Source organism: Nonomuraea sp. MTCD27, from assembly GCF_041950495.1.
In the GTDB taxonomy this organism is placed as follows: domain Bacteria; phylum Actinomycetota; class Actinomycetes; order Streptosporangiales; family Streptosporangiaceae; genus Nonomuraea.
Genome location: NZ_JBGNUW010000013.1, coordinates 222,621 through 244,662, shown reverse-complemented (window position 1 = coordinate 244,662; position 22,042 = coordinate 222,621). Strand labels below are relative to the sequence as shown.

Sequence of the window (22,042 nt, the reverse complement as noted above, 5' to 3'; positions counted from 1 at the left end):
CTGACCTCGGGTTGTCGCCTCTGAAACATTTCGGGTATCAGGAATCTTTCAGAGCGGTGGCGCGGGCGCGGAACAGGTCGCGCTCGCGTTCGTTGCGGGTCAGCTCCGCGGCGCGGCCGAACTCCGCCGCCGCCTCCTCGGCCCGCCCCAGCCTGGCCAGCAGCTCGCCGCGGACGGCGGGGAGCTGGGCGTAACCGCGCAGCGCGCGCTCGTCCCGGAGGGCGTCGGCGATCTCCAGGCCGCGGGCGGGACCGTGGGCCATGCCGACGGCGACCGCGCGGTTCAGCTCCACGATCGGCGAGGGGGTGACGTGGGCGAGCACGCGGTAGAGCGCGGCCATCCGCTCCCAGTCGGTCGCCTCGGGGGTCAGGGCGCGGGCGTGGCAGGCGGCGATGGCGGCCTGCAGGCTGTACGGGCCCAGCTTCCCCAGCGCCTCGGCACGGCCCAGCGCGGCCAGCCCGCGGCGGACGAGCAGCCGGTCCCAGCGGCTGCGATCCTGGTCGAGGAGCAGGACGGGGGAGCCGTCGGGCGCGGTCCTGGCCGGGATGCGCGACGCCTGGATCTCCATGAGCGCCAGCAGGCCGTGCACCTCGGGCTCGTCCGGCATGAGCCCGGCCAGGACGCGGCCCAGCCGCATGGCCTCCTGGCACAGCGACGGCCGGATCCAGTCGTCGCCCGCGGTGGCCGCGTAACCCTCGTTGAAGATCAGGTAGACGATCTCCAGCACCGACGCCAGCCGGTCGGGCAGCTCGCCGGGCGGCGGCAGCTCGACCCGGACCTTCTTGTCGGCGAGCGTACGCTTGGCGCGGAAGATCCGCTGTCCCACGGTCGGCTCGGGCACGAGGAACGCCCGCGCGATCTCCTCGGTCGTGAGGCCGCCCAGGAGACGGAGGGCGAGGGCGAGCCGGCCCTCGGCCGGCAGCACCGGATGGCAGAGGGTGAAGATCAGCCGCAGCAGGTCGTCACCGATGTGGTCGTCGAGGGCGTCGTCGAGCTCGGCTTCGGCCGATTCCTGGCGGAGCTCCATGTCCCGTCCCACTTCCTGCAGCTTGCGCTCGTAGGTGTCGCGGCGGCGGAACTGGTCGATGGCCTGGTGCTTGGCGGTCAGCATGAGCCAGGCACCCGGATTTTCCGGTATGCCGTTGCGCGGCCACTCTTCGAGGGCGGCCACGAGCGCGTCCTGCGCGAGTTCCTCCGCCAGCCCGATGTCGTGGACCATGCGGGCCAGGCCGGCGATGACCCTGGCGGACTCGATCCGCCACACCGCCTCCACCGCCCGGTGGGAATCGGCAACCGTCATGCGTCCTGGATACAGCATCCGGTCGCGGGGGGGGGGGGGGTGCGGGGCCCCGCGACCGGAGGTGGCGCATCAGGCGGGAGGGGCGAAGTCCTCGGGCCCGAACAGCCGCAGCACGTCCGCCTCGCCCTGCCAGCCGGGCCAGAGGTCAAGGTGCAGCCTGATGAAGCGGGAGGTCCATTCCACGGCCTCCTCCTTGGTCCTGACCTCGTAGAGTGCGTAGCTGATCAGCTCCTTGGCCTCGGCGAACGGCCCGTCGGAGACGGTCAGCCGCCCGCCGGACACCTCGACCCTGGCCCCTTCGGAGCTGGGCGCCAGGCCGCTGTTGTCGAGCAGCGCCCCGGCCTCGGTGGCCTGCTGGCCGAGCTTGAAGATGGCCTCCATGAGGTCCGCCGGCGGCGGTCCTTCGGGCTGGGCGGAGACTTTCAGGGTGACCAGGTAGCGCATGATGTCATCCTTGGATGAGTGGTGGAAAGGTCGAGGTCAGGCGGCGGTCCGGGACAGGCTCAGCGACAGTAGCGACAGCCAGCACCAGACCGCCACGATCCCGGCGATGAACGCGATGTTGGACCAGACGACGCCGCCCCCGCCGGCGATACCCATGAAGGCGCCGAGGAACAGCGTGCCGGTGACGCGGGAGTAGACGGCCCAGCCCGTGCGGCCCTCGCGGGCGAACCGGGAGGCGATGACGTAGCAGGCCGCGACCATGCACAGGAACCCGACGCCGCCGACGGCCATGTGCCCGACACCGGACATGGTGATCACGCCGGGCCCTTCCGGCGTACCGGCCGGGAAGCCCATCGCCGGGTCGGCCGGGAAGATGGCGGCGCCGATCATGCTGACGCCGAACGCGCCGATCAGCCGGGGCGCCCACCGCGCCCCCCGGCCCGGCGACAGCGCGCGGCGCAGCCCGGCGGCGCAGGCGATGGTCGCCAGGGCGGTGACCACGAAGTTGGCGGTCTGGATCCAGCCCAGGTCGCCGTTGGCCAGGAAGCTCCAGGGGTGGCGGGTCAGGTCGAAGCCCTCCCGGGTGAGCGCCTGTGCCAGGGCGACCGTGACGTACAGCGGGCCGGCGACGACGCCGAGGCCCAGCAGCGGGCGCACGGGGGAGATCGGGCCGGTGGCGGTGTGGGTGAGCTGCTGGGTCATGGTCCTCGTCCTCGGGTCCGCGGGGCCGGCTCTTTCCGGCCCTCTGCGTACGCTGCGAACGGGAAGACCCCGATTCGACACCCGCCACGAAATCTTTTCAAGATTTTTTGGGAGGGCGCCGTCGGCTCACCGACCCGGGGCCCACTCCGGGTCGCGGCCGGTCAGGGCGAGCAGGCGGTCGAGGTCCGTCGCGTCCCGGCCGACGGTCACCTGGTCGGCGAAGATGCCCTGCTGCCGGCCCATCGGCGCCATGTGCTCGGCGAAGCCCAGCAGCGCCTTGACCGTCTCCGGCTCGGCGTCGAAGGGGGCGCCGGTGGCCCTGGCCAGGTCCCAGCCGTGGACGACCAGGTCGAACAGCGCCATCGTGGCCACCGTACGCATCGGCAGCCCCATGGCCGGGCTCTCGCCCTCCCACGCCTCCGGCGGCTCCCACGCGGCCAGCATCCGCCGCGCCCGCTCGGGAAAGTCGCCCGCGTATTCGCGCTGCTGCACCATCGGGCCCTTGCCCGCCAGCGACGCGAACAGGTCCGCCACCCACTCCAGGTGGTTGATCAGCGCCCTGACGTCGAACTCCGAGCACGGCGTGGGCAGGCCCAGCTGGTCGTCGCGCACTCCGGCCGCCAGCGCGCCCGTGCGCCCGGCCGCCTGCGTCATCATGTCATGCATGGGTGAGGAGCCTGCCGGGGGCGCCGCGCGGCGTCTTGTAGAAACGCGACAGCGCGGCTGGATCGACCCCGCACGCGCGGGTTTCGGGCACAGCCGGCACTCGTGTGCGGAAGGGCTGTCGCCGTACGCCGAGCACTTCTGGATCAGCACGTGGGACCTGGCGGAGCCGTACACCCAGCGGTTGATCTCCCACCCCACGGTGAACCTGACCGTCACCGAGGAGTACGCCAGGGTCGCGGGCGTGATCCGCGGCGAGTTCTCCTGCACGCTGGAGGGGCGCGGCCGGGTGGTGGGGCTGCGGTTCAGGCCCGGCGGCTTCCGCCCGTTCGCGGGCGGCCCGGTCTCGAGGCTGACCGGCCGCTTCGTCTCGCTGCCCGACATGTACGGCACGGCGGGCGCCACGCTGTGGCGGGAGGTCCTCGCGTCGCCCGACGAGGAGGCCATGCGCCTGATCGAGCGCTTCCTCCTCGACCTGCGCCCCGCGCCCGCCCCGACGATCGACCCGCTCATCGAACGGGCCGCCGCGCTGGTCGCCGCGGCCGAGACCGACCAGACCATCACCAGGGTCGACCAGCTCGCCGCCCTGGCCGGCACGTCGGTACGTTCCCTCCAGCGCCTGTTCCAGGAGTACGTCGGGATCGGCCCGAAATGGGTCATCCGCCGCTTCCGCCTGCACGAGGCGGCGGAACGCGTGCGCGACGGCCTCGCCCCGGCCGACCTGGCCGCCGAGCTCGGCTACACCGACCAGGCCCACCTCACCCGCGACTTCGCCGCCGCGGTCGGCCTCCCGCCCGCCGCCTACCAGCGCCTGACCTCGGCCTGAGGAGCAGACGTGAGCCGCGACGTCTCGATCGACCTGGAGTTCCGGCACGGCGTCCACTTCGAGGACATCCTCGACCGGCTCGCCCGGGCGGGCTGGGAGTTCCTGCGCGAGGAGGACGCCGTCTGGTACTCGACCGATTTCGACTGGAAGATCGTGCCGCCGGCCGCCCTGGCCGAGGCCAGGCGCGACATGCGCGCCTGCTACGAGGCCGGGCAGTCGGTGGGCCTGACCGCCCGGCTGCCCGACGGGGAGACCTTCGCGAACGTGCTGTTCCACGAGGAGCGGACGGTGGTCTCGCTGCTCCCCCTGCTGGACTACCGCACCATCGCGCACCTGCCGGAGTTCGTCGATCTGGGGTGGTACCTGGAGAGGTTCCTGGAGCCGTGCCGCGACCTGCCGATCGTCGGGACGCGGGCCGCCGACGAGCGCTGACCGTGCCATGTACATCAAATGGATTTGATGTATTGTCGAGAACGTGGTGCCCTCGCCTCAGGCCGCCCCGGCCTTCGTCCGGCTGGCCGCCCACCCGCTGCGGTGGCGGCTGCTGACCGAGCTGGCCGGGAGCGACTACCGGGTCCGCGAGCTGGTGAGCCTGGTGGGCGAGCCGCAGAACCTGGTCTCCTACCATCTGCGCCTGCTGCGTGACAGCGGGCTGGTCACCGCGCAGCGGAGCAGCTTCGACGCCCGCGACAGCTACTACCACCTGGACCTGGAGCGCTGTGCCCACGCGCTGGCCGCCACGGGTGCCGCTCTGCACCCCGCGCTCCGCCTCGGCCCAGGCCCGGCCTCCCCGTCCGGCCCCGCCCCGGTCCACCCGGCCTCCCCGTCCGGGCCCGGCCCGGCGTCCCTGTTCGCGTCCGGCCCGGCGTCCCCGTCCGGGGCCGGTTCGGCGCGGCGGACCGCCGTGCTGTTCGCCTGCACCGGCAACAGCGCCCGGTCGCCGATCGCCGAGGCCCTGCTGCGCCACCGCGCCGGCGGCCGTGTCGAGGTGACCAGCGCGGGCAGCGACCCCCGGCAGCGGCTGCACCCCGACGCCGTACGAGTCCTGCGCGAGCGCTACGGCATCGACCTGGCGGGTCAGCGCCCACGGCACCTGGACACCATGGCCGGCCGCCGGTTCGACTACGTGATCAGCCTGTGCGACAGGGTCCGCGAGGTCTGCCCCGACTTCGGCGACCACTCCCGGCGGGTCCACTGGAGCATCCCCGACCCGGCCGCGCCGGGCGGCGCCGGGCCCCCCGCCTTCGCCCGTACGGCGGCGGAGATCGACACCCGCATCCACTACCTCCTCCCTCAACTCACACCACAGGAGGACCAGCCATGACCACCCCCGACCAGTTCGCGAGCGTCCGCTACCTCGTCGACGACGTGGGCGCCGCCGTCGCGTTCTACACCACCCACCTCGGCTTCACCCTGCGCCTCGACGCCGCCCCCGCCTTCGCCGACGTGGTACGCGGGCCGCTGCGGCTCCTGCTGTCCGGCCCGGCCAGCTCCGGCGCCCGGGCCACCCCCGAGGGCACCGCCGCCGGCCGCAACCGCATCCACCTCGTCGTCGACGACCTCGACGCCGAGATCGACCGGCTCCGCGAGGCCGGGCTGTCCTTCCTCGGTGACGCGGTCTCCGGCCCCGGCGGCCGCCAGATCCTGCTCACCGACCCGGCCGGCAACCTCGTCGAGCTCTTCCAGCCCGCCCACGCCCGCGCCACCCCCGCACCGGCGCGGGCCTGACCGGGCCGCCACCACACCGCCGCACCGGCGCGGGCCTGATCGGCGACCGTGTCCCGTCCCGCGCGAGGGCGGTAGTGAGGTCTCCCGCCGCCCTGCTCGCGGGGTCACGACCGCGTTTCCCGGGCCCGTCACGCCGGGCTCGCCCCGGGACGTGCAGGTCAGGCGAGCTGGTCGATCGGGCGGCCGAGGCGGTCCAGGCGGGCGAACTGCTCGTCGGTCAGCCGGAGATCCCGCGCCGCGACGTTCTCCTCCAGATGCCGCACAGAGGTCGTCCCCGGGATGGGGATGATGTTCGGTGAGCGGCGCAGCAGCCAGGCCAGCGCGATCTGGGCCGGCGTCGCCCCGATCTCGGCCGCCAGGCCCGCCACGGCGCCGAGGTCGCCCACGGCGATCGGGAAGAACGGGACGAACGCGATCTCGTGCTTGCCGGTGTGCTCCACCACCTCCTCATGGGTGCGGTCGGTGAGGTTGTAGAGGTTCTGCACGGCGGCGACGGGGGCGATCTCGCGGGCCTGCTCGAGCTGGTCGACCGTCACCTCGGACAGGCCGATGTGGCGGATCTTGCCTTCCTGCCGCAACCCCTCCAGGGCGCCGATCTGGTCGGCGAGCGGGACCTGGGGGTCGACGCGGTGCAGGTAGTACAGGTCGATCACGTCGCGGCGGAGCCGGCGCAGGCTCAGCTCGGCCTGCTGGCGCAGGTATTCGGGGCGGCCCAGGGGGACCCACTCTCGGCGCTCGGCCGGGCCACGCCGCCCTTGGTCGCGATCACCACGTCGTCCGCGTACGGACGCAGGGCCTCGGCGACGAGCTCCTCGCCCGCGCCCAGGGCGTACGCGTCGGAGGTGTCGATGAGCCGCACCCCGAGCTCCACCGCCCGCCGCAGGACGGCCGTGGCGGCCCCGCGATCGGCCGGCGGCTCCCAGATCGTGCCGTCGGACGCCAGCCGCATCGTGCCGAAACCGAGGTCGCCCACCTCGATGTCGCCAATCCTCATGATGTCTCCCTAACAGTTGAGCTCTCAAGTGAGCGTTCGACCGGGACGCTACACGGCCACAGTTGAGAGTTCAAGTTAGGATGCCGGGTGTGAAGACACGGTGGCTCAATGACGACGAACAGCGGACGTGGCGGGCGTACCTGTGGACGACCCGGCTGCTCGGCGACGCGCTCGACCGGCAGCTCCAGCGCGACGCGGGCATGCCGTACACGTACTACATGATCTTGGCGACGCTCTCGGACGTCCCCGAGCGGCGCACGACGATGACCGACCTGGCCACGCTGGTCTACTCCTCGCTCAGCCGCCTGTCGCACGCGGTGGCCCGGCTGGAGGAGCGCGGCTGGGTGCGCCGCTCGCCGCATCCGGACAACCGGCGGATCACCCTGGCCGAGCTGACCGACGCCGGCGCCGCCGTCCTGGCGGAAGCCGCGCCCGCGCATGTCGAGGAGGTGCGCGAGCTCCTGTTCGACCCGCTCACCGACGAGCAGGTGGGCCAGCTGCGGGAGATCCTGCGGGCGCTGTGGGCCCGGCTGGACCCCGCGCCGGGCAAGCCCGGGCCGTACCCCGAGATCTTCGGACCGGAGGCCTAGTAGACCGCCGGGTGGCCGGGCATCGCAGTCACCGGCCACCGCCCGCCGGCACGGCGGCCTCTTCCGCCCCCGCGGCGGTCTCCTCCGCACCCGCGGGGGTCTCCTCCGCACCCGCGGGGGTGATGTTGAAGTTGCGGTTGAAGACGTCGTCCGGGTCCCATTCGGCCTTGAGCGCGCGCAGGCGGGTCAGCACGGGCTCAGGGAAGGCGTCGAGCAGGCGGTCGGGGTGGGTGTCGGTCTCGAAGCTCAGGTACATGCCGTTCAGATGCGGGTAGAGCCGCGCCCAGCTCGCGTTCAGGGCGGGCGCGCGGCTCGGCGTCGCCGCGGCGAGCACGGAGAACTGCTGGGTGCGGTGCGGCCAGGCCATGGCGTCGGCCGGCACGTCGTGCACCGCGCCGCCCATGGAGCGGAACTGCACGATCGGGATGTCGCCCGACCGCATCATCTCCTCGATGACGCCGGCGGCCTCCGGGGTGAGGTGTTCGAGCAGGCCGCTGCGCGTGTTCTCCAGCCCGTGGCCCTGGTGGCGGTTCTCCGGCGGGGTGACGATCAGGTGGTAGGGCACGAGCTGCGCCTGCTGGTGCAGGACCGGGCCGGCGCCGAGGAACGGGCTGAGGGCGCTCTGCGCCGCTTCGACGTCGTCGCCCGCGTACACGAGGGTGATCCGGGCGGTCACCGGCGCTCCCCGGCGGGCGGGGAACAGCGACAGGAAGCTGGTGATCTCGCGCGGGGCCCGCTCGACCAGCCGGGCCCATTCCACGAGGAAGCCCGCGGTGCCGGTGGCGTCCACGGTGATCGTCGCGTAGGCGACGTCCCCGAGCTCGTACGCGTCCAGCTCGAACGCCGTCACGACGCCGAAGTTGCCGCCCGCTCCGCGGATCGCCCAGAACAGGTCAGCATGGTGCTCGGCGTCCACGCGCAGCCTGCGCCCGTCCGCGACCACGATCTCGGCCGCGGTGACGTGGTCGATCGTGAGCCCGTGCCTGCGGGCCAGGTAGCCGAGCCCGCCGGCGGTGGCCAGGCCGCCGACGCCGACGTCTCCGTAGTCGCCGGAGCTCATCGCCAGCCCGTACGGCGCCAGCGCCCGCGCGACGTGTCCCCAGCGGGCGCCCGGCTCGACGCGGATCCGCCCGGCCGCCCGGTCGAGCAGCTCGACGGCGTTCATCCTCGACAGGTCGATGACCACGCCGCCGTTGTTCGTGGAGCGGCCGCTGATGCCGTGCCCGCCGCTGCGTACCGCGATCTCGGCGTGCTGGCCCCGCGCGTAGGCGAGGGCCGCCGCGACGTCGTCGGCGTTCTCCGCCTGGATGACCAGGGCCGGCGAGCCGGTGCGGGTGTAGGTGTGGCGCACGTCGTCGTAGGCGCGGTCGCCCGGCTCGATCGCCTTCCGCGCGAGCGACGGCGGCAGCGCGTCGTAGTCGAGGGTGTCGTGCCGCCTGGCGAGCGCGACGGCCGAGCGCGTGAGCGCGGTGCCGGCGCCGGACCGGGCGCGCTCGCGCGTGAAGGTGCCGAGCAGGGGCTCGTGACCGTGGTCAGACATGCGGTGTCCTCACAAGTTAGGTTGCCTAGCAACTCATCAGGATGACAACTTATATGCACCGCAACATATCTTCGGGACAACTTGTTCCTCGGTATGCTGGACACGTGGCATCGACTGAGAGGCTCTCCACCGGCAACCTGGGCTGGTCGCTCGGCATGGTGCTGCGCGCCTGGCAGGAGGAGGTCGACGAGGTGCTGCGCGGCATGCCGGGAAGCAGCAGGGGCTATCACGTGCTGGCGGCCGTCGCGCACGGCGAGCCGCAGCGGCAGCGGGCCCTGGCGGACCGGCTCGTGATCGACCGCACCGTGCTCGTCTACCTGCTCGACGACCTCGCCGAGGTCGGCCTCATCGAGCGGCGGCCCGACCCGCAGGACCGGCGGGCCAGGCTGATCGTCGCCACCGATCACGGCCGGCAGGTGCTGGCCGAGGCGGAGAGCCGGGTCGCGGCGGCGGAGGAGCGCATCCTCGGCGGCCTCACGCCGGACGAGCGGGCCGCCCTGCGCGAGATCACGATGCGGGCGGCCGCGACGATCCACGAGGCGCGTCCCCGTACCGATCCGTGCGCCGCCGTGGAGTCGGTGCTCGACGTGTCGCCGTCCTGAGGCCCCTCCTCAGCGACGGACCTGGGGCGTCCGGTGGTGCTCCTCGAACACCGCGATCGGCACGTCCCCCTCCGCGTGCCGCCCCCGTCGGGCGGTCATCGCAGGCAGCCCTCGATGGGGGCGAGGCGGCTCCTGCCGCTGGGCGCGGGTGGTGCTCCTCGCCGGTGAGGGCGTGGATGCGCCGGAGGATCCGCCGGTCGTCCATGGTGGGTCCGTCGCGACGGACGGCGCCGCGCCGAACGGGGGTGTCAGGCCGTCCGGTCGGCGGCCGCGCGGCCGGCGGTGCGGCCGGACAGCAGGCAGCCGCCCAGGAACGATCCCTCCAGGGCGTTGTAGCCGTGCACGCCCCCGCCGCCGAACCCGGCGACCTCGCCGGCCGCGTAGAGACCGTCGATCGGCTGCCCGTCCAGGCCGAGGGCGCGGGAGTCGAGGTCGGTCTGGATCCCGCCGAGCGTCTTCCGGGTGAGGATGTGGAGTTTCACCCCGATCAGCGGCCCCGCCGCCGGGTTGAGGATCCGGTGCGGGGCGGCGGCCCGGCCGAGGCGGTCGCCGAGGTAGCGGCGGGCGTTGTGGATGCCCTGCACCTGGACGTCCTTGCTGTAGGGGTTGGTGATCTGCAGGTCGCGGGCCTCGATCTGGGCGCGGATGACCGCGGCGTCGAGCAGGGGCTTGTCGGTGAGCCCGTTCATCGCGGCCACCAGCTCCTCCAGGGTGTCGGCCACGACGAAGTCGGCGCCGTGCCGCTTGAACGCCTCGACCGGGGCGGGCGCGCCCTTGCCGAGGAGGCGGGCGCGCAGGAACGCCTTGCGGTCCTTGCTCGTGATGTCGGGGTTCTGCTCCGAGCCCGACAGCGCGAACTCCTTCTTGATGATCTGCTGGCTGAGGATGAACCAGGAATGGTCGTGTTCGGCGATGTCGGGGGTGGTGCGCAGGTGCCGCAACGTGCCGAGGGTGTCGTAGCCGGGCAGGCAGGGCTCGGGCAGCCGCCGGCCCAGGGCGTCGAACCACAACGACGACGGGCCCGGCAGGATGCGGATGCCGTGCCCCGGCCAGACGGGGTCCCAGTTGTGCAGGCCCTCGGTGTAGTGCCACATCCGGTCGCGGTTGACCAGCCTGACCCCGGCGCCGGCGGCGATGTCGAGCATCCGGCCGTCGACGTACGCCGGGACGCCGGTGACCATGTGCGCGGGCGGCCGGCCGAGCCGCTCGGGCCAGTACCGGCGGACCAGGTCGTGGTCGGCGCCGATGCCGCCGGTCGTGACGATCACCGCCTGGGCGCTCAGCTCGAACTCGCCCACCTGCTCGCGCGTGGAGGCGACCCCGCGAGGGGAGTCGTCGTCGGCCAGCACCGTGCCGCGCACCCCACTGACCGTGCCGCCGGTCGTGACCAGCTCGTCCACCTGGTGCCGGTGGTAGAAGCGCACCAGCCCGGCGGCGGCGGCCCGGTGCGCGGAGCGGACGAACGGCTCCACCACGCCCGTCCCGGTGCCCCAGGCGATGTGGAAGCGGGGCACGGAGTTGCCGTGCCCGTCGGCGCGCAGGCTGCCGCGCTCGGCCCACCCGACGGTCGGCAGGAAGGTGAGGCCGTGCCCGGCCAGCCAGGAGCGCTTCTCCCCGGCGGCGAACTCCACGTAGGCGCGCGCCCACCTGACCGCCCAGGAGTCCTCGTCGTCCAGGCGGTCGAACTGGGCGCTGCCCAGCCAGTCGCTCCACGCCAGCTCGAAGGAGTCCTTGACCCGCAGGCGGCGCTGCTCTGGCGTGTCGACCAGGAACAGGCCGCCGAAGGACCAGAACGCCTGCCCGCCGAGGTTGGCGGCGTTCTCCTGGTCGACGAGGGCGACCTTCCGGCCCGCGGCGGTCAGTTCGTGGGTGGCGACCAGGCCGGCCAGGCCGGCGCCGACGACGATGACGTCCGCGTCCATGGCGGGGGTGCTCCTCACTGCCGGAGGCCGCCGGACGGCCCGGGGGACATACAGGTGCCGGTGGCCGCCCGGGTGGCGCCCACCGTATCGGATACATCTGTGTATCGGATACGTGCGTGTATGTAAATGGGGCTAGCGTGTGTCCGTGAGCTCTCCCACCCCGGCCCGGCAGCGGCGCCGGCCGGACGGCGCCGCGCCCCGCGTCACCCAGCGGCGCGGCCGGACCCGGGCCCGGCTGCTCGCGGCGGCGTTCGAGGTGTTCGCGGCCAAGGGGTTCGGACGGGTGCGCATCGAGGACGTGTGCGAGGCCGCCGGCTACACCCGGGGCGCGTTCTACTCCAACTTCGACAGCCTCGACGAGCTGTTCTTCGCCCTCTACGACGAGCGCGCCGACCTCATCGCCGACCAGGTCACCGCCGCCCTGTCCGTCGAGGGGGCGGTGGAGGAGGCCGCCGGACCGCCGATCCAGGCGGTCATCGAGCGCGTCGCCGCGACGCTGCTGCTGGACCGCGACTGGCTGCTGGTCAAGACCGACTTCCTGCTGTACGCCGCCCGCGACCCGGCCGTCGCCGACCGGCTCGCCGCCCACCGCGACCGCCTGCGCACGGCCGTCGAACAGCGGCTGCACGCCGCCCGCGCCTGGCTCGCCCTGCCCCCCGCCATCGGCGACGTGCCCGGCGCGGCCCGTGCCGTGGTCGCCGCGTACGACGGCGTCACCGTCCAGCTCCTGCTCGACGGGGACCTGCCTGCCGCCCGCGCCTGGCTGACCCGCCTCCTCACCGCCCTGCTGACCCGCCCGCGTGAATAGCCTCGCCGTCCAGCGACGACGCGACGACGCGACGGCGGGGCGCCTCTCTGGTTAAGTTAGCCTTGCCTAATTAACGCAAGGGAGGGAGCCCCCATGGCGACCGAAACGGCACGGCGTGCGCCCAAGTGCACCACCGGCGTGGTGCTGCGCACCGAGCAGCTGACGCCGCACATGATCCGGGTGGTGCTCGGCGGTGAGGGGCTCGCCGGGTTCAGCGCGGGCGAGTTCACCGACCACTACGTGAAGCTGCTGTTCCCGGTGCCCGGGGTGACCTATCCGGAGCCGTTCGACATGGGCATGATTCGGGCCGAGCTGCCCCGCGAGCAGTGGCCGGTGATGCGGACCTACACCGTCCGCTCCTGGGACCCGCAGACCGGGGAGCTGGCCATCGACTTCGTCTGCCACGGCGCCCAGGGCCTCGCGGGACCCTGGGCGACGCAGGCCAAGCCGGGCGACGTGCTGCGCTTCCTGGGCCCGGGCGGGGCGTACGCGCCCAGCGCCGAGGCGGACTGGCACCTGCTCGCCGGTGACGAGAGCGCGCTGCCGGCCATCGGCGCGGCGCTGGAGCGGGTCCCGGCCGGGGCGCACGCCAAGGTCTTCGTCGAGGTGGCGGACGCCGCGGAGGAGCAGGGGCTGCCGACGGCCTGCGACGCCGACATCGTGTGGCTGCACCGCGACGGCGGGCAGGTGGGCGAGGCGCTGGTGCGGGCGGTGCGGGAGGCGAAGTTCCTCGACGGTACGGTGCACGCCTTCGTCCACGGCGAGGCCACGTTCGTCAAGGAGCTGCGGCGCCATCTGCGGGTGGAGCGGGGCGTGCCGCTGGAGCAGCTGTCGATCTCCGGCTACTGGCGGCTCGGCCGTGACGAGGACGGCTGGCAGTCCTCGAAGCCGGAGTGGAACCAGCAGATCGAGGAGGAAGAGGCGAAGGTCCTGGGCGACCGGGCCACGCGCTGAGCCGGTGCCCGCCCGGCCGCTCTCCTCCGGCGGCGGGCGGGCACGCCGCGCCTGTCGTCACGGCGTCTCGGCCGGCGGCTCGATCGGCGGCTCGATCGGCGGCTCGATCGGCGGCTCGATCGGCGGCTCGATCGGCGGCTCGGTCGGGAGGAACCTGTTCTTGCGCAAGGGGCCGGCGAGCAGGATGAAGCTGCTCAGCACCGCCATCGACGTGACGATCCACATGGTGGCGCGCAGGCCGGCGAACTCGGCGACGGCGCCGCCCATCACCGCGCCGATCGGCAGGGTGCTGAAGTTGACGAAGTGCTGGCTGGCCCCGACCCTGCCCATGAGGTGCCCGGGTGTGTACGACTGCGTGAAGGTCCCGATGAGCACGTTGCTGGCCACGATGGCGACGCTCACGGTGAGACCGCCGACCAGGAGGAAGACCAGCCCCCACCCGTCGGTGGTCAGCGGGATGAGCAGGGCCAGCGGCGTGACGCCCAGCTCGGCGATCAGAATGGTCCTGGAGGTGCCGATGCGCTGGGCCAGGGCGGTCACGATGAGCGCGCCGATGACGCCGCCCACGCTCACCGCGCCGACGACCACGCCCACCAGCCCCTGAGACAACCCCACCTCGCGGATCATGAACACGATCAGGGTCGCCTGGAGTGCCGCGGCGGCCAGGTTGCCGGTGCCCGCGTGGATCGTGAAGACGCGCAGGTACGGGTCGCGCCAGAGGAACCGCAGGCCGGCGGCGATGTCCTGGCGCAGGGTGGTCGTGCGCTCCGCGCGCTCCTCCAGATGGGTCTCCGGCACCCGGATCGAGCGCAGGCACAGCGCGGAGACGACGAAGCTGAACGCGTCGATGAGCAGGCCGCTCACCGCCCCTGCGAGCTGGGCGACGGCACCGCCGACGGCCGGGCCCAGGATGAGCGCGCCGGCGTCGGTCCCCTGCAGCTTGGCGTTCGCGCCGGGCAGCCGGTCCTTGGGCAGCAGGGCGGGCAGGAACGCCTGGGCGGCCGTGGAGAAGAAGACCGCCGTGGTGCCGATGACCAGGGCGACGCCGACCATATGAGCCATCGTGAGCACGCCCGCCCAGGCGGCGAGCGGCACGCTGGCCAGCGCGAGCGCCGAGACGAGATCGCAGATGATCATGGTCCCGCGCCGGCGCATGCGGTCGACCCACGCTCCGGCGGGCAGCCCGATGATCAGCCAGGGCAGCCAGACGGACGCCTCCAGCACGGTGATCATGAAGGTGCTGGACCCCAGCACGCTGATCGCGATCAGCGGCATCACGATGGTGGTCACGGCGCTGCCCAGCTTGCTGGTGGCCTGCCCGAACCACAGGAGCGCGAAGTACCTGCCGTAGTCGGGGGAGATGGCGGTCTTTACGCGGTCGGTTTCCATGAACCTCGTCCCGTGGGTTGCCCGGACTTGGTGATCTGACGCCTCATTCTGGCGTGAGGTATGCGGACCGATCCCGCCTCGACCGGCAACTGCCTGCATTCTGCCTCAGGCAACTGCCTATTTCGCCTGACAGTCACAAGTAGCCTTTCGCATTACTTCATGGAATTACTGGTGGAGGCTCCCATCAACGGATTCAGGCTTAATGTTCTGCTGACGGGGACGTCGTCGGATTCGCATGTCTGGAACTTGGTCTACATGCACCTGCTCCTCCAGGAGCTGGGTCACGACGTCCTCAATCTCGGCTGCTGCACACCGGACGACCTCCTGTTGCGCGAGGCCGTACGCATCGCCCCCGATCTCGTCGTGGTGAGCACCGTCAACGGACACGGCGTGAACGACGGGGCGCGGGCGGTCCGGCTGCTCCGCGCCGAGGAGTCTCTGCGGGGCATTCCCATGGTCATCGGGGGCAAGCTCGGCGTCGCGGGCTCGTGGCGTTCGGAAGGCGTCCAGACGTTGCTCGATGCCGGTTTCACCGCCGTATTCGGTGATGACGAGCTCGATCTGGTGCTGTTCGGCTCGTTCGTTGATTCCGTTCTGAAAACCAGGTCTCGACAAAGGTGAGGAATTGACTGCGTTCGGGCAATTTGTGGCGGACATTCGTGCGTCGGGCCGTCTTGTGGTGCAGCCGAGAATGGGGTTCGGCCGGGCCGCGCGCATGCGGCGCGGGCTGGCCGCGACGAAGGCGGCCGCGCCGGCCACGGCCGGCACCATCACGCTGGACAGCTACACCAGGCTGGGCGACCACGACGGCGCACGGCGCGCCCTGGCGGCCGGTACGGAGCTCAACGGCTATCCCATCGTGGCCCACGGCGCCGCCACGACGCTGGCCCTGCTCGACGGGATCCGCGACGAGAGCTTCCCCGTGCAGGTGCGGCACGGCTCACCCACGCCGGACCGGCTCTTCCATCGGCTGTGCGAGCTCGGGCTGACCGCGACGGAGGGCGGGCCGGTGTCGTACTGCCTGCCCTACAGCCGTACGCCGCTGCGCCAGAGCCGGCAGAGCTGGGAGCGCTGCTGCTGGATGCTCGCCGAGACGCGCGGGACCGGGGTGGAGCCGCACCTGGAGACCTTCGGGGGGTGCATGCTCGGGCAGCTCTGCCCGCCGGGGCTGTTGGTCGCGATCAGCCTGCTGGAGGCGCTGTTCTTCCGGCGGCACGGCCTGCGCAGCATCTCCCTGAGCTACGCCCAGCAGGCCAGCCCGGACCAGGACGAGGAGGCTCTGGGCGCCCTGCGTCACCTCGCCGCCCGCTTCCTTCCCGATGTGGAGTGGCACATCGCGCTGTACGCGTACATGGGGCTCTATCCCCGGACCCGCGGTGGTGCCGAGGCGTTGCTCGGCGATGCCGCCCGGCTCGCCGTACGCGGTGGGGCCGCTCGGCTGATCGTGAAGACGGTGGCCGAGTCGGCGCGCATCCCGACCATCGCGGAGAACGTCGCCGCGCTCCGGCACGCCGCCGCCACCGCCGCCACCGCGACCGCCACCGAGGAGCGGTCCGGTCGCGGCGCCGAGCGGGCGGCCGGGGGCGAGGTGCTGGCGGAGGCGCGGGCCATCGTCGAGGCGGTCCTCGATCTGGACGATGACGTCGGCAGGGCCATGGAGGACGCCTTCGGCCGCGGTTACCTCGACATCCCCTACTGCCCGCATCCGGACAACACCGGGCGGGCCACCAGCTACCTCGACCGCGACGGCCGGCTGCGCTGGCGGGACACCGGCCGGTTGCCGGTCGCCGAGCCCCGCCGCGCCGCGGGACGGCCCTTCGCAGCCGCGGACCTGCTCGAGTGCCTGAGCCGGGTGCGCAGGAAATACGACGGCGAGCCGGTGGAAGCGCACGGCTCCAGCCCGATGGAGGTGAGCACATGATCGGTGACGAGCACCGGCCACCCGGGCCGCTGCGCGACCACCTGATGGCCCCGACCACCCGCACCGCCCTGCTCGTGCAGCAGGAGATCCTCCGCGCCGTGCGCGGCCACCTCGCCCGCCGCGGATTCGTCGAGGTGCGGGCGCCCGTCATCGGCCCGGTGACCGATCCGGGCGTGCGCGGCGCCAAGCAGGTGGACATCGACTACTACGGCACCCGCTTCAAGCTGATGTCCAGCGCGATCCTGTACAAGCAGGCCGCGTTGCTGACGTTCGACCGGATCTTCTGCGTCGCGCCCAACATCCGGCTCGAACCGCCGGAGACCGCCTCGACCGGGCGGCATCTGGTCGAGTTCCACCAGATCGACGTCGAGATGGCCGACGCGTCGCGCGAGGAGGCGATGGCCCTCCTGCAGGGGCTGGTCGTACGCGCCGTGGCGGCGGTGGTCGGCAACCTGGCCGAGGAGCTGGAGGCGCTCGGCCGCGACATCGGCGCCTTCGCCGAGCTGCTCGACCAGCCCTTCGGCCGGAAGACGCACGCCGAGGCGGTGGCGGAGATCCGGCGCGCGGGACACCCGCAGGACGACGGGGCCGAGATCGCCTGGTCGGGAGAGCGGGTGCTGTCGGGCAAGGCCACCTGCCCGTTCTTCGTCACCGATTATCCCAAGGGCTCGCGGGGGTTCTACGACCGTGAGAGCCGTACGTCCGACGGCGTGCTGCGCAACTTCGACCTGATCGCCCCCGAGGGGTACGGCGAGCTGTCCAGCGGCAGCGAGCGCGAGTCCGAGTACGCCCGGCTGGTCACCCGCATGCGCGAGACCGGGGAGAACCCGGCCAAGTACGCCTGGTACCTGGAGCTGGCCAGGCAGGGCCTCCGGCCGAGCGCCGGATTCGGCCTCGGGCTGGAGCGGCTCACCAGGTACGTCGCCGGGCTGGACGAGATCTGGCAGGTCACCCCGTTCCCGAAGCTGGCCGGGGTGGTGTCCCCGTGACCAGGCTGACCGCCCCGGGCTTCCCCGCCGGGCCGATCAGGGCCCGGGCCAGGACCGGTCCGGCCGGCGCGTTCCCGGCCCTGGCGGAGTACGGAAGCGCCGTCTTCGGCGCGCTTCCCCCCGACGGTGACGACGTCCTGGACCGGGCCCGCCTGGCACCGCCGATCTTCACGCCGCAGCGCCTGGACAAGCTCATCGAGCTCGGCCGCGAGCCGACCTACGCCGACGTGGACCTGACGACGGTGATCGGTGGCATTCCGGCACGGTCGCCGGTGTACGTCTCCGCGCTGGGCTCGACCGAGGTGGCCGGCTCCGGTCCCGGCCTGTCGGTGATCAGGCAGGCCGCGCGGCTCGGCGTGCCGCTGGTCATCGGGGAGAACGTGGCCTCGACGAGCGGGTATCGCGACACGGGCGGCGCCGCCGGGCTGCTGCTGCGGATCAAGACCTACCTGGCGGAGCTGGACGGCGAGCACGGCGGGATCGTCGTCCAGCAGAGCACCGAGGACGCCGACTCCGAGGTGTGGAACCTCGTCTACAGCGACCCCGTCGTGGGGGAGCTGCTCGCCTCCGGGCGGCTGGCGTTCGAGCTGAAGGCCGGGCAGGGGGCCAAGCCGGGCCTCGGCGGCATGACCGTGCTGGACGCCGCGGAGGCCGCCCGGCTGGCCGGCCGCTATCTGCTTGATGCCGTCGCGGGCGCGGAGAGCGCGGAGAGCGTGGACGCCGTGGATGCCGGGGGCGGCGGCGGGGGCGGCGGGGGCGGTGCGGTGGGCCGGGATGTGGCGTCGCTCAGGAGCGGTAGCCCCGGCACGTTCACCGAGGAGATCCTGCGCCGCCAGGTGCACCTCATGCGCAACAACTACCCGCGCGCCCGGGTGTGGGTGAAGCTCCCGCCGGTCCGTGACGTACGGGCGGCCGCGTTCACCGCCTGGTCGGCGGGCGCGGACTCGGTCACCGTGGACGGCGGCGAGGGCGGCACCGGCTGGGCGCCGCTCTCCTTTCTCCAGCACGTCGGCCTGCCGCTCGCCGAGTGCCTGCGGCGGATCGGCCCCCCGCCCGCCTGCCTGCTGGTGTCCGGCCGGATCTGGGAGGGCGCCAGGGCGGTGAAGTGCCTCGCGCTGGGCGCGACCGCGGTCGGGCTCGGCCGCGCGGCGCTGCTGGCCGCCGACGAGGAGCCGGAGCACGGCCTGGTCAACCTGGTCGAATGTCTGGCCCTGGAGCTGCGGATGCTGGTCAGCGCGCTCGGCAAGTACGCGCCGGGCCGCCTTGGCGCGGAGGACGTCTGGTTCCCGGAGGGTGATTCGTGATCACCGTACTGGTGCAGCTCGCCGTGATCCTCGGGGCCGTGTACGCCGGGCGGGCCGCCGCGCGGCTGCTGCGGCAGCCGGAGGTGATCGGCGAGATCTGCGCGGGCCTGCTGCTCGGGTACGTCGTCATGCGGATCGCCGGGACCGGGTTCTTCTCCGACGGGCTGATCGAAGTGGTGCGCGCCGTCGGCAAGGCCGGGCTGGCGCTCTTCCTCGTCGGCATGGCCGTCGAGCTGCGTCGCGGCCTGGCCGGGATCAGGCTCGGAGAGCTCGGCAAGGTGGCGGCGGGCTCCCTGGCCCTGCCGCTCGCGGGCGGGGTGGCGCTGGCCCTCTGGCTGATCGGCACCGGACGGCCGGAGCTGGCCGGCACAGGAGGGCCGGTGCTGGTCGGCACCGGAGGGTCGGAGCCCGCGCTCGTGGCGATGATCGCGATCTCGCTCGCGGTGACGGCCGTTCCCGTGCTGGCCCGGATCATGGCGGCGCGCGGGCTGGCCGGCGACACCGCCGGCACGCTCGCGCTCGGGTCGGCGGTGCTGATCGACGCGGTCGCGTGGCTGCTGCTGTCGGTGCTGATCGGGTTGTCGGCCGCGGGGCTCGGCGGCGTGCTGCTCTCCGTCACGGTGTCCTGCGGCGGCCTGGCGGTGGCGCTGGGGGTCAGGCGGCTGCTGGAGCGGGGGCGGGCCGGCGCGCTGTGGGCCGCGCGTCCCCGGGCCGCCGCCGTGCTGACCGGCCTGATCGCGGTGGGCGCCATGGAGGCGGCCGGGCGGTGGGGGCTGACCGAGTTCCTCGGCCCGCTCCTCGTCGGTCTGGCCGTCCCGTCCGACCACGCCACCCGCCCCCACGCGGGTGACCGGCCGGCCGCCGCGGACGATGCTCCGGTGCGGGGGCGGCCGGCCGACCGGATCGGGGCCCTCGGGCTGCGGCTGGTGCCCGCGTTCTTCGTGGTCACCGGGGTCGGGCTGTTCGCCGGGCCGGACGCGGCGAACGTCGGCTGGGACGTGATCGTGGTGACCACCGTGGTCGCGATGATCGGCAAGATCGGCGGCGGCTACCTCGGCGCGGTCGGCGCCGGCCACTCCCGGCGTACGGGCCTGCGGGTCGGTGTCCTGATGAACGCCCGCGGCCTCACCGAGATCGTCTTCCTGCAGGCCGGGTACGCCGCCGGGCTGCTGCCCCCCGCTCTCTACCTGGCATTCCTCGTGATGGCGGTGGTGACGACGGCGGCGACCGGCCCGCTGCTGTCCCTCGTCGAACGGATCCCCGCCGCACACCCCATGACTTCGAAAGGCGCGGGACGCCCGTGAAGCACACACCCGGCAACGGCACGGACGTCGTCGACATGCGGCCGTTCATGACCGAGTTCCCGACCGGCGTGGCCGTCGTCACCACCCTGGAGCCGCAGGGCCGGCCGTGGGGCATGACCTGCACCTCCCTGTGCAGCGTCACGCTGGTGCCGCCGACCCTCCTCGTGTGCCTGCGCGACGGCAGCCCGACGCTGGCCGCGCTGCTGAGCGCGCGTACGTTCGCCGTCAACCTGCTGCACCGCGACGCCCGCGCGACGGCCGAGCTGTTCGCGTCCGGCGCCCCCGACCGGTTCGGCCGGGTGGGCTGGAGCCTCCCGGCCGGCTGCGGCGGGCCCCATCTGCGCCCGTCCGCACACATGATCGCCGACTGCGAGCTCGCCCGCAGCATGTCGATCGGCGACCACATCGTGGTCGCCGGCCAGGTCCAGCACGTCACCCGCACGTCGGAGACGGCACCCCTGCTCTACGGGAGGCGCCGGTACGCGTCGTGGCCCGACCAGCCCCCAGCCCCCTCAGGTTCCGGAGGACCGCAATGATCCGCAACGTCGTCATCGTCGGCGGTGGCACGGCCGGCTGGATGACCGCCACCTACCTCAACAAGGCGTTCGGCGACTCGGTGTCGGTGACGGTCGTCGAGTCCGCCCGCGTGCCCACCATAGGCGTGGGAGAGGCGACCTTCAGCACCATCCGCCACTTCTTCGCCCACATCGGGGTCGAGGAACACGAGTGGATGCCCGGCTGCTCGGCCAGCTACAAGCTGGCCATCAAGTTCGAGAACTGGCGCGAGCCCGGCACCCACTTCTACCACCCCTTCGAACGGCTGCCCTCCTTCGGCGGCTTCGACCTGGCCGACTGGTGGCTCCACCTGGACGGCAAGGTGGCCGAGTTCGACCGGCGCTGCCTGGTCATCCCGGCGGTCTGCGAGGCGCAGCGCGCGCCGCGCCGCCTCGACGGCTCGCTGCTCACCGGCACCCTCGAACACGGCACGCAGTTCCCGTACGCCTACCACTTCGACGCCGCGCTGCTGGCGAAATACCTGACCCGGCTCGGCACCGCCCGCGGCGTCCGACACGTGCTGGACGACGTGACGGAGGTCAGGCAGGACGAGCGCGGCTGGATCAGCCACCTGGTCACCGCCGGGCACGGCGAGATCCACGGCGACCTGTTCGTCGACTGCACCGGCTTCCGTGGGCTGCTGATCAACCAGGTGCTCGGCGAGGAGTTCCAGTCCTTCGAGGACGTCCTGCCGAACAACCGCGCGGTCGCGCTCCGCGTCCCGCGTGACATGGCCGCGCACGGGATCGACCCGTACACCACGGCCACGGCCATGGACGCGGGCTGGATCTGGACGATCCCGCTGTACGGCCGGGTCGGCACCGGCTACGTCTACTCCGACCGGTTCTGCTCGCCCGAGGAGGCCGAGGCGACCCTGCGCGCGTTCGCCGCGCCCGGGATGCCGGAGCTGGAGGCCAACCACATCAGGATGCGGATCGGCCGCAACCGCCGGTCCTGGGTGCGCAACTGCGTGGCCATCGGCCTGTCGAGCGGGTTCGTCGAGCCGCTGGAGTCCACCGGGATCTTCTTCATCCAGCACGGCGTGGAACAGCTCGTCGCCTGCTTCCCCGGCGAGACGTGGGACCCGGCGCTCGCCGACGCCTACAACGCCCGGGTGGCCGGCGTCATGGACGGCGTGCGGGAGTTCCTCGTGCTGCACTACCGGGCCGCCGCCCGCGACGACACGCCGTACTGGAAGGCGGCCAAGACCCGCGCCCTGCCGCCCGGCCTCGAACGGCGGCTGGAGAGCTGGCGGTCGATGCTGCCGGACGCCGCGAGCATCCATCCGCACTTCCACGGCTTCGAGCCGTACTCGTGGCGGGTCATGCTGATCGGCCTGGGCGCCCAGCCGGTCGCGGCCCTGCCCGCCCTGGCGCACGCGGACCCGGGACCGGCCCTGGCCGCCCTGGACGGCATCCCCCGCAAGATCGAGCAGCTCATCGAGGAACTACCGAGCTGTTACGCCTACCTCAGCCGGCTGAACCACTGATCAGAGCAGATGGAGTAC

22 protein-coding genes and 1 pseudogene are annotated in these 22,042 nt (G+C 72.9%); 15 read left to right on the top strand and 8 right to left on the bottom strand.

Features of this window, described 5'->3' with window-relative positions; translation table 11 throughout:
• Positions 1-37: 37 nt before the first annotated feature.
• The 4 genes from ACBJ59_RS34370 to ACBJ59_RS34355 all read right to left on the bottom strand — a co-directional run bounded on the left by ACBJ59_RS34370 (position 38) and on the right by ACBJ59_RS34355 (position 3,112).
• Complete coding sequence (locus tag ACBJ59_RS34370) at positions 38-1,300, bottom strand: RNA polymerase sigma factor (RefSeq protein ID WP_375114357.1); 1,263 nt, start codon at positions 1,298-1,300, stop codon at positions 38-40.
• A 69-nt stretch (positions 1,301-1,369) separates the two neighbouring features.
• Positions 1,370-1,744 carry a YciI family protein gene (locus ACBJ59_RS34365; protein ID WP_375114356.1) on the bottom strand — a complete coding sequence of 125 codons (375 nt, stop codon included), beginning with the start codon at positions 1,742-1,744 and terminating at the stop codon, positions 1,370-1,372.
• Between the two features lie 36 nt (positions 1,745-1,780).
• Positions 1,781-2,446: a DUF998 domain-containing protein gene (locus tag ACBJ59_RS34360; RefSeq protein ID WP_375114355.1), complete on the bottom strand. Its 666-nt coding sequence runs from the start codon at positions 2,444-2,446 to the stop codon at positions 1,781-1,783.
• A 126-nt stretch (positions 2,447-2,572) separates the two neighbouring features.
• Entirely contained in the window at positions 2,573-3,112 is a 540-nt protein-coding gene (locus ACBJ59_RS34355; protein ID WP_375114354.1) for a TIGR03086 family metal-binding protein, read from the bottom strand.
• Between ACBJ59_RS34355 and ACBJ59_RS34350 the strand changes: the two genes are divergently transcribed.
• The 4 genes from ACBJ59_RS34350 to ACBJ59_RS34335 are packed head-to-tail and all read left to right on the top strand — an operon-like array spanning position 3,111 to position 5,663.
• Positions 3,111-3,935 (top strand): DUF6597 domain-containing transcriptional factor, encoded by an 825-nt coding sequence (locus ACBJ59_RS34350; protein ID WP_375114353.1) that lies wholly within the window; start codon positions 3,111-3,113, stop codon positions 3,933-3,935. The two genes, ACBJ59_RS34355 and ACBJ59_RS34350, sit on opposite strands and share 2 nt — an antisense overlap.
• A gap of 9 nt (positions 3,936-3,944) precedes the next feature.
• Positions 3,945-4,367 carry a hypothetical protein gene (locus ACBJ59_RS34345; protein ID WP_375114352.1) on the top strand — a complete coding sequence of 141 codons (423 nt, stop codon included), beginning with the start codon at positions 3,945-3,947 and terminating at the stop codon, positions 4,365-4,367.
• Positions 4,368-4,410: 43 nt separating this feature from the next.
• The gene (locus ACBJ59_RS34340) at positions 4,411-5,259 is read left to right on the top strand and encodes an ArsR family transcriptional regulator (protein WP_375114351.1); all 849 of its coding nucleotides are present in this window, start codon (positions 4,411-4,413) and stop codon (positions 5,257-5,259) included.
• Positions 5,256-5,663 carry a VOC family protein gene (locus ACBJ59_RS34335; RefSeq protein WP_375114350.1) on the top strand — a complete coding sequence of 136 codons (408 nt, stop codon included), beginning with the start codon at positions 5,256-5,258 and terminating at the stop codon, positions 5,661-5,663. Before ACBJ59_RS34340 ends, ACBJ59_RS34335 begins: the two co-directional genes overlap by 4 nt.
• 158 nt (positions 5,664-5,821) lie before the next feature.
• Here the strand turns inward: ACBJ59_RS34335 and ACBJ59_RS34330 are convergent.
• Positions 5,822-6,657 (bottom strand): annotated as a pseudogene (locus ACBJ59_RS34330) (aldo/keto reductase).
• A gap of 80 nt (positions 6,658-6,737) precedes the next feature.
• On the opposite strand from ACBJ59_RS34330, the gene ACBJ59_RS34325 reads away from it, so the two are divergent.
• Positions 6,738-7,247 (top strand): MarR family winged helix-turn-helix transcriptional regulator, encoded by a 510-nt coding sequence (locus ACBJ59_RS34325; RefSeq protein ID WP_375114349.1) that lies wholly within the window; start codon positions 6,738-6,740, stop codon positions 7,245-7,247.
• 28 nt (positions 7,248-7,275) lie between these two features.
• On the opposite strand, the gene ACBJ59_RS34320 is transcribed toward ACBJ59_RS34325, so the two are convergent.
• A complete protein-coding gene (locus ACBJ59_RS34320) occupies positions 7,276-8,787 on the bottom strand; it encodes an FAD-binding oxidoreductase (RefSeq protein WP_375114348.1) in 1,512 nt (503 codons plus the stop codon).
• Between the two features lie 104 nt (positions 8,788-8,891).
• Here ACBJ59_RS34320 and ACBJ59_RS34315 point away from each other — a divergent pair, with 104 nt between their 5' ends.
• Positions 8,892-9,389 carry a MarR family winged helix-turn-helix transcriptional regulator gene (locus tag ACBJ59_RS34315; protein WP_375114347.1) on the top strand — a complete coding sequence of 166 codons (498 nt, stop codon included), beginning with the start codon at positions 8,892-8,894 and terminating at the stop codon, positions 9,387-9,389.
• Positions 9,390-9,637: 248 nt separating this feature from the next.
• Here the strand turns inward: ACBJ59_RS34315 and ACBJ59_RS34310 are convergent, their stop codons facing one another.
• Positions 9,638-11,311 carry an FAD-binding dehydrogenase gene (locus tag ACBJ59_RS34310; RefSeq protein WP_375114346.1) on the bottom strand — a complete coding sequence of 558 codons (1,674 nt, stop codon included), beginning with the start codon at positions 11,309-11,311 and terminating at the stop codon, positions 9,638-9,640.
• A gap of 145 nt (positions 11,312-11,456) precedes the next feature.
• Here ACBJ59_RS34310 and ACBJ59_RS34305 point away from each other — a divergent pair, with 145 nt between their 5' ends.
• Positions 11,457-12,119, top strand: coding sequence for a TetR/AcrR family transcriptional regulator (locus tag ACBJ59_RS34305; protein WP_375114345.1), 663 nt, complete (start codon positions 11,457-11,459; stop codon positions 12,117-12,119).
• A gap of 93 nt (positions 12,120-12,212) precedes the next feature.
• Positions 12,213-13,073 (top strand): siderophore-interacting protein, encoded by an 861-nt coding sequence (locus ACBJ59_RS34300; protein WP_375114344.1) that lies wholly within the window; start codon positions 12,213-12,215, stop codon positions 13,071-13,073.
• Positions 13,074-13,130: 57 nt separating this feature from the next.
• On the opposite strand, the gene ACBJ59_RS34295 is transcribed toward ACBJ59_RS34300, so the two are convergent.
• On the bottom strand, positions 13,131-14,462 hold the full coding sequence (locus tag ACBJ59_RS34295; RefSeq protein WP_375114343.1) for an MFS transporter: 1,332 nt from the start codon (positions 14,460-14,462) through the stop codon (positions 13,131-13,133).
• A gap of 159 nt (positions 14,463-14,621) precedes the next feature.
• On the opposite strand from ACBJ59_RS34295, the gene ACBJ59_RS34290 reads away from it, so the two are divergent.
• Genes ACBJ59_RS34290 through ACBJ59_RS34260 form a run of 7 tightly spaced genes read left to right on the top strand, consistent with a single transcriptional unit; the run spans position 14,622 to position 22,024 of the window.
• Entirely contained in the window at positions 14,622-15,083 is a 462-nt protein-coding gene (locus ACBJ59_RS34290) for a cobalamin B12-binding domain-containing protein (RefSeq protein ID WP_375114342.1), read from the top strand.
• A 25-nt stretch (positions 15,084-15,108) separates the two neighbouring features.
• Positions 15,109-16,383 carry a methylaspartate mutase gene (locus ACBJ59_RS34285; protein ID WP_375114341.1) on the top strand — a complete coding sequence of 425 codons (1,275 nt, stop codon included), beginning with the start codon at positions 15,109-15,111 and terminating at the stop codon, positions 16,381-16,383.
• Positions 16,380-17,372: an asparagine synthetase A gene (locus ACBJ59_RS34280; RefSeq protein WP_375114340.1), complete on the top strand. Its 993-nt coding sequence runs from the start codon at positions 16,380-16,382 to the stop codon at positions 17,370-17,372. Before ACBJ59_RS34285 ends, ACBJ59_RS34280 begins: the two co-directional genes overlap by 4 nt.
• Positions 17,369-18,676: a glutamate synthase-related protein gene (locus tag ACBJ59_RS34275; RefSeq protein ID WP_375114339.1), complete on the top strand. Its 1,308-nt coding sequence runs from the start codon at positions 17,369-17,371 to the stop codon at positions 18,674-18,676. The genes ACBJ59_RS34280 and ACBJ59_RS34275 overlap by 4 nt, the downstream gene beginning before the upstream one ends.
• On the top strand, positions 18,673-19,980 hold the full coding sequence (locus ACBJ59_RS34270) for a cation:proton antiporter (RefSeq protein WP_375114338.1): 1,308 nt from the start codon (positions 18,673-18,675) through the stop codon (positions 19,978-19,980). The genes ACBJ59_RS34275 and ACBJ59_RS34270 overlap by 4 nt, the downstream gene beginning before the upstream one ends.
• Complete coding sequence (locus ACBJ59_RS34265; protein WP_375114337.1) at positions 19,977-20,516, top strand: flavin reductase family protein; 540 nt, start codon at positions 19,977-19,979, stop codon at positions 20,514-20,516. The genes ACBJ59_RS34270 and ACBJ59_RS34265 overlap by 4 nt, the downstream gene beginning before the upstream one ends.
• Positions 20,513-22,024 carry a tryptophan halogenase family protein gene (locus ACBJ59_RS34260; protein WP_375114336.1) on the top strand — a complete coding sequence of 504 codons (1,512 nt, stop codon included), beginning with the start codon at positions 20,513-20,515 and terminating at the stop codon, positions 22,022-22,024. Before ACBJ59_RS34265 ends, ACBJ59_RS34260 begins: the two co-directional genes overlap by 4 nt.
• Positions 22,025-22,042 lie beyond the last annotated feature (18 nt).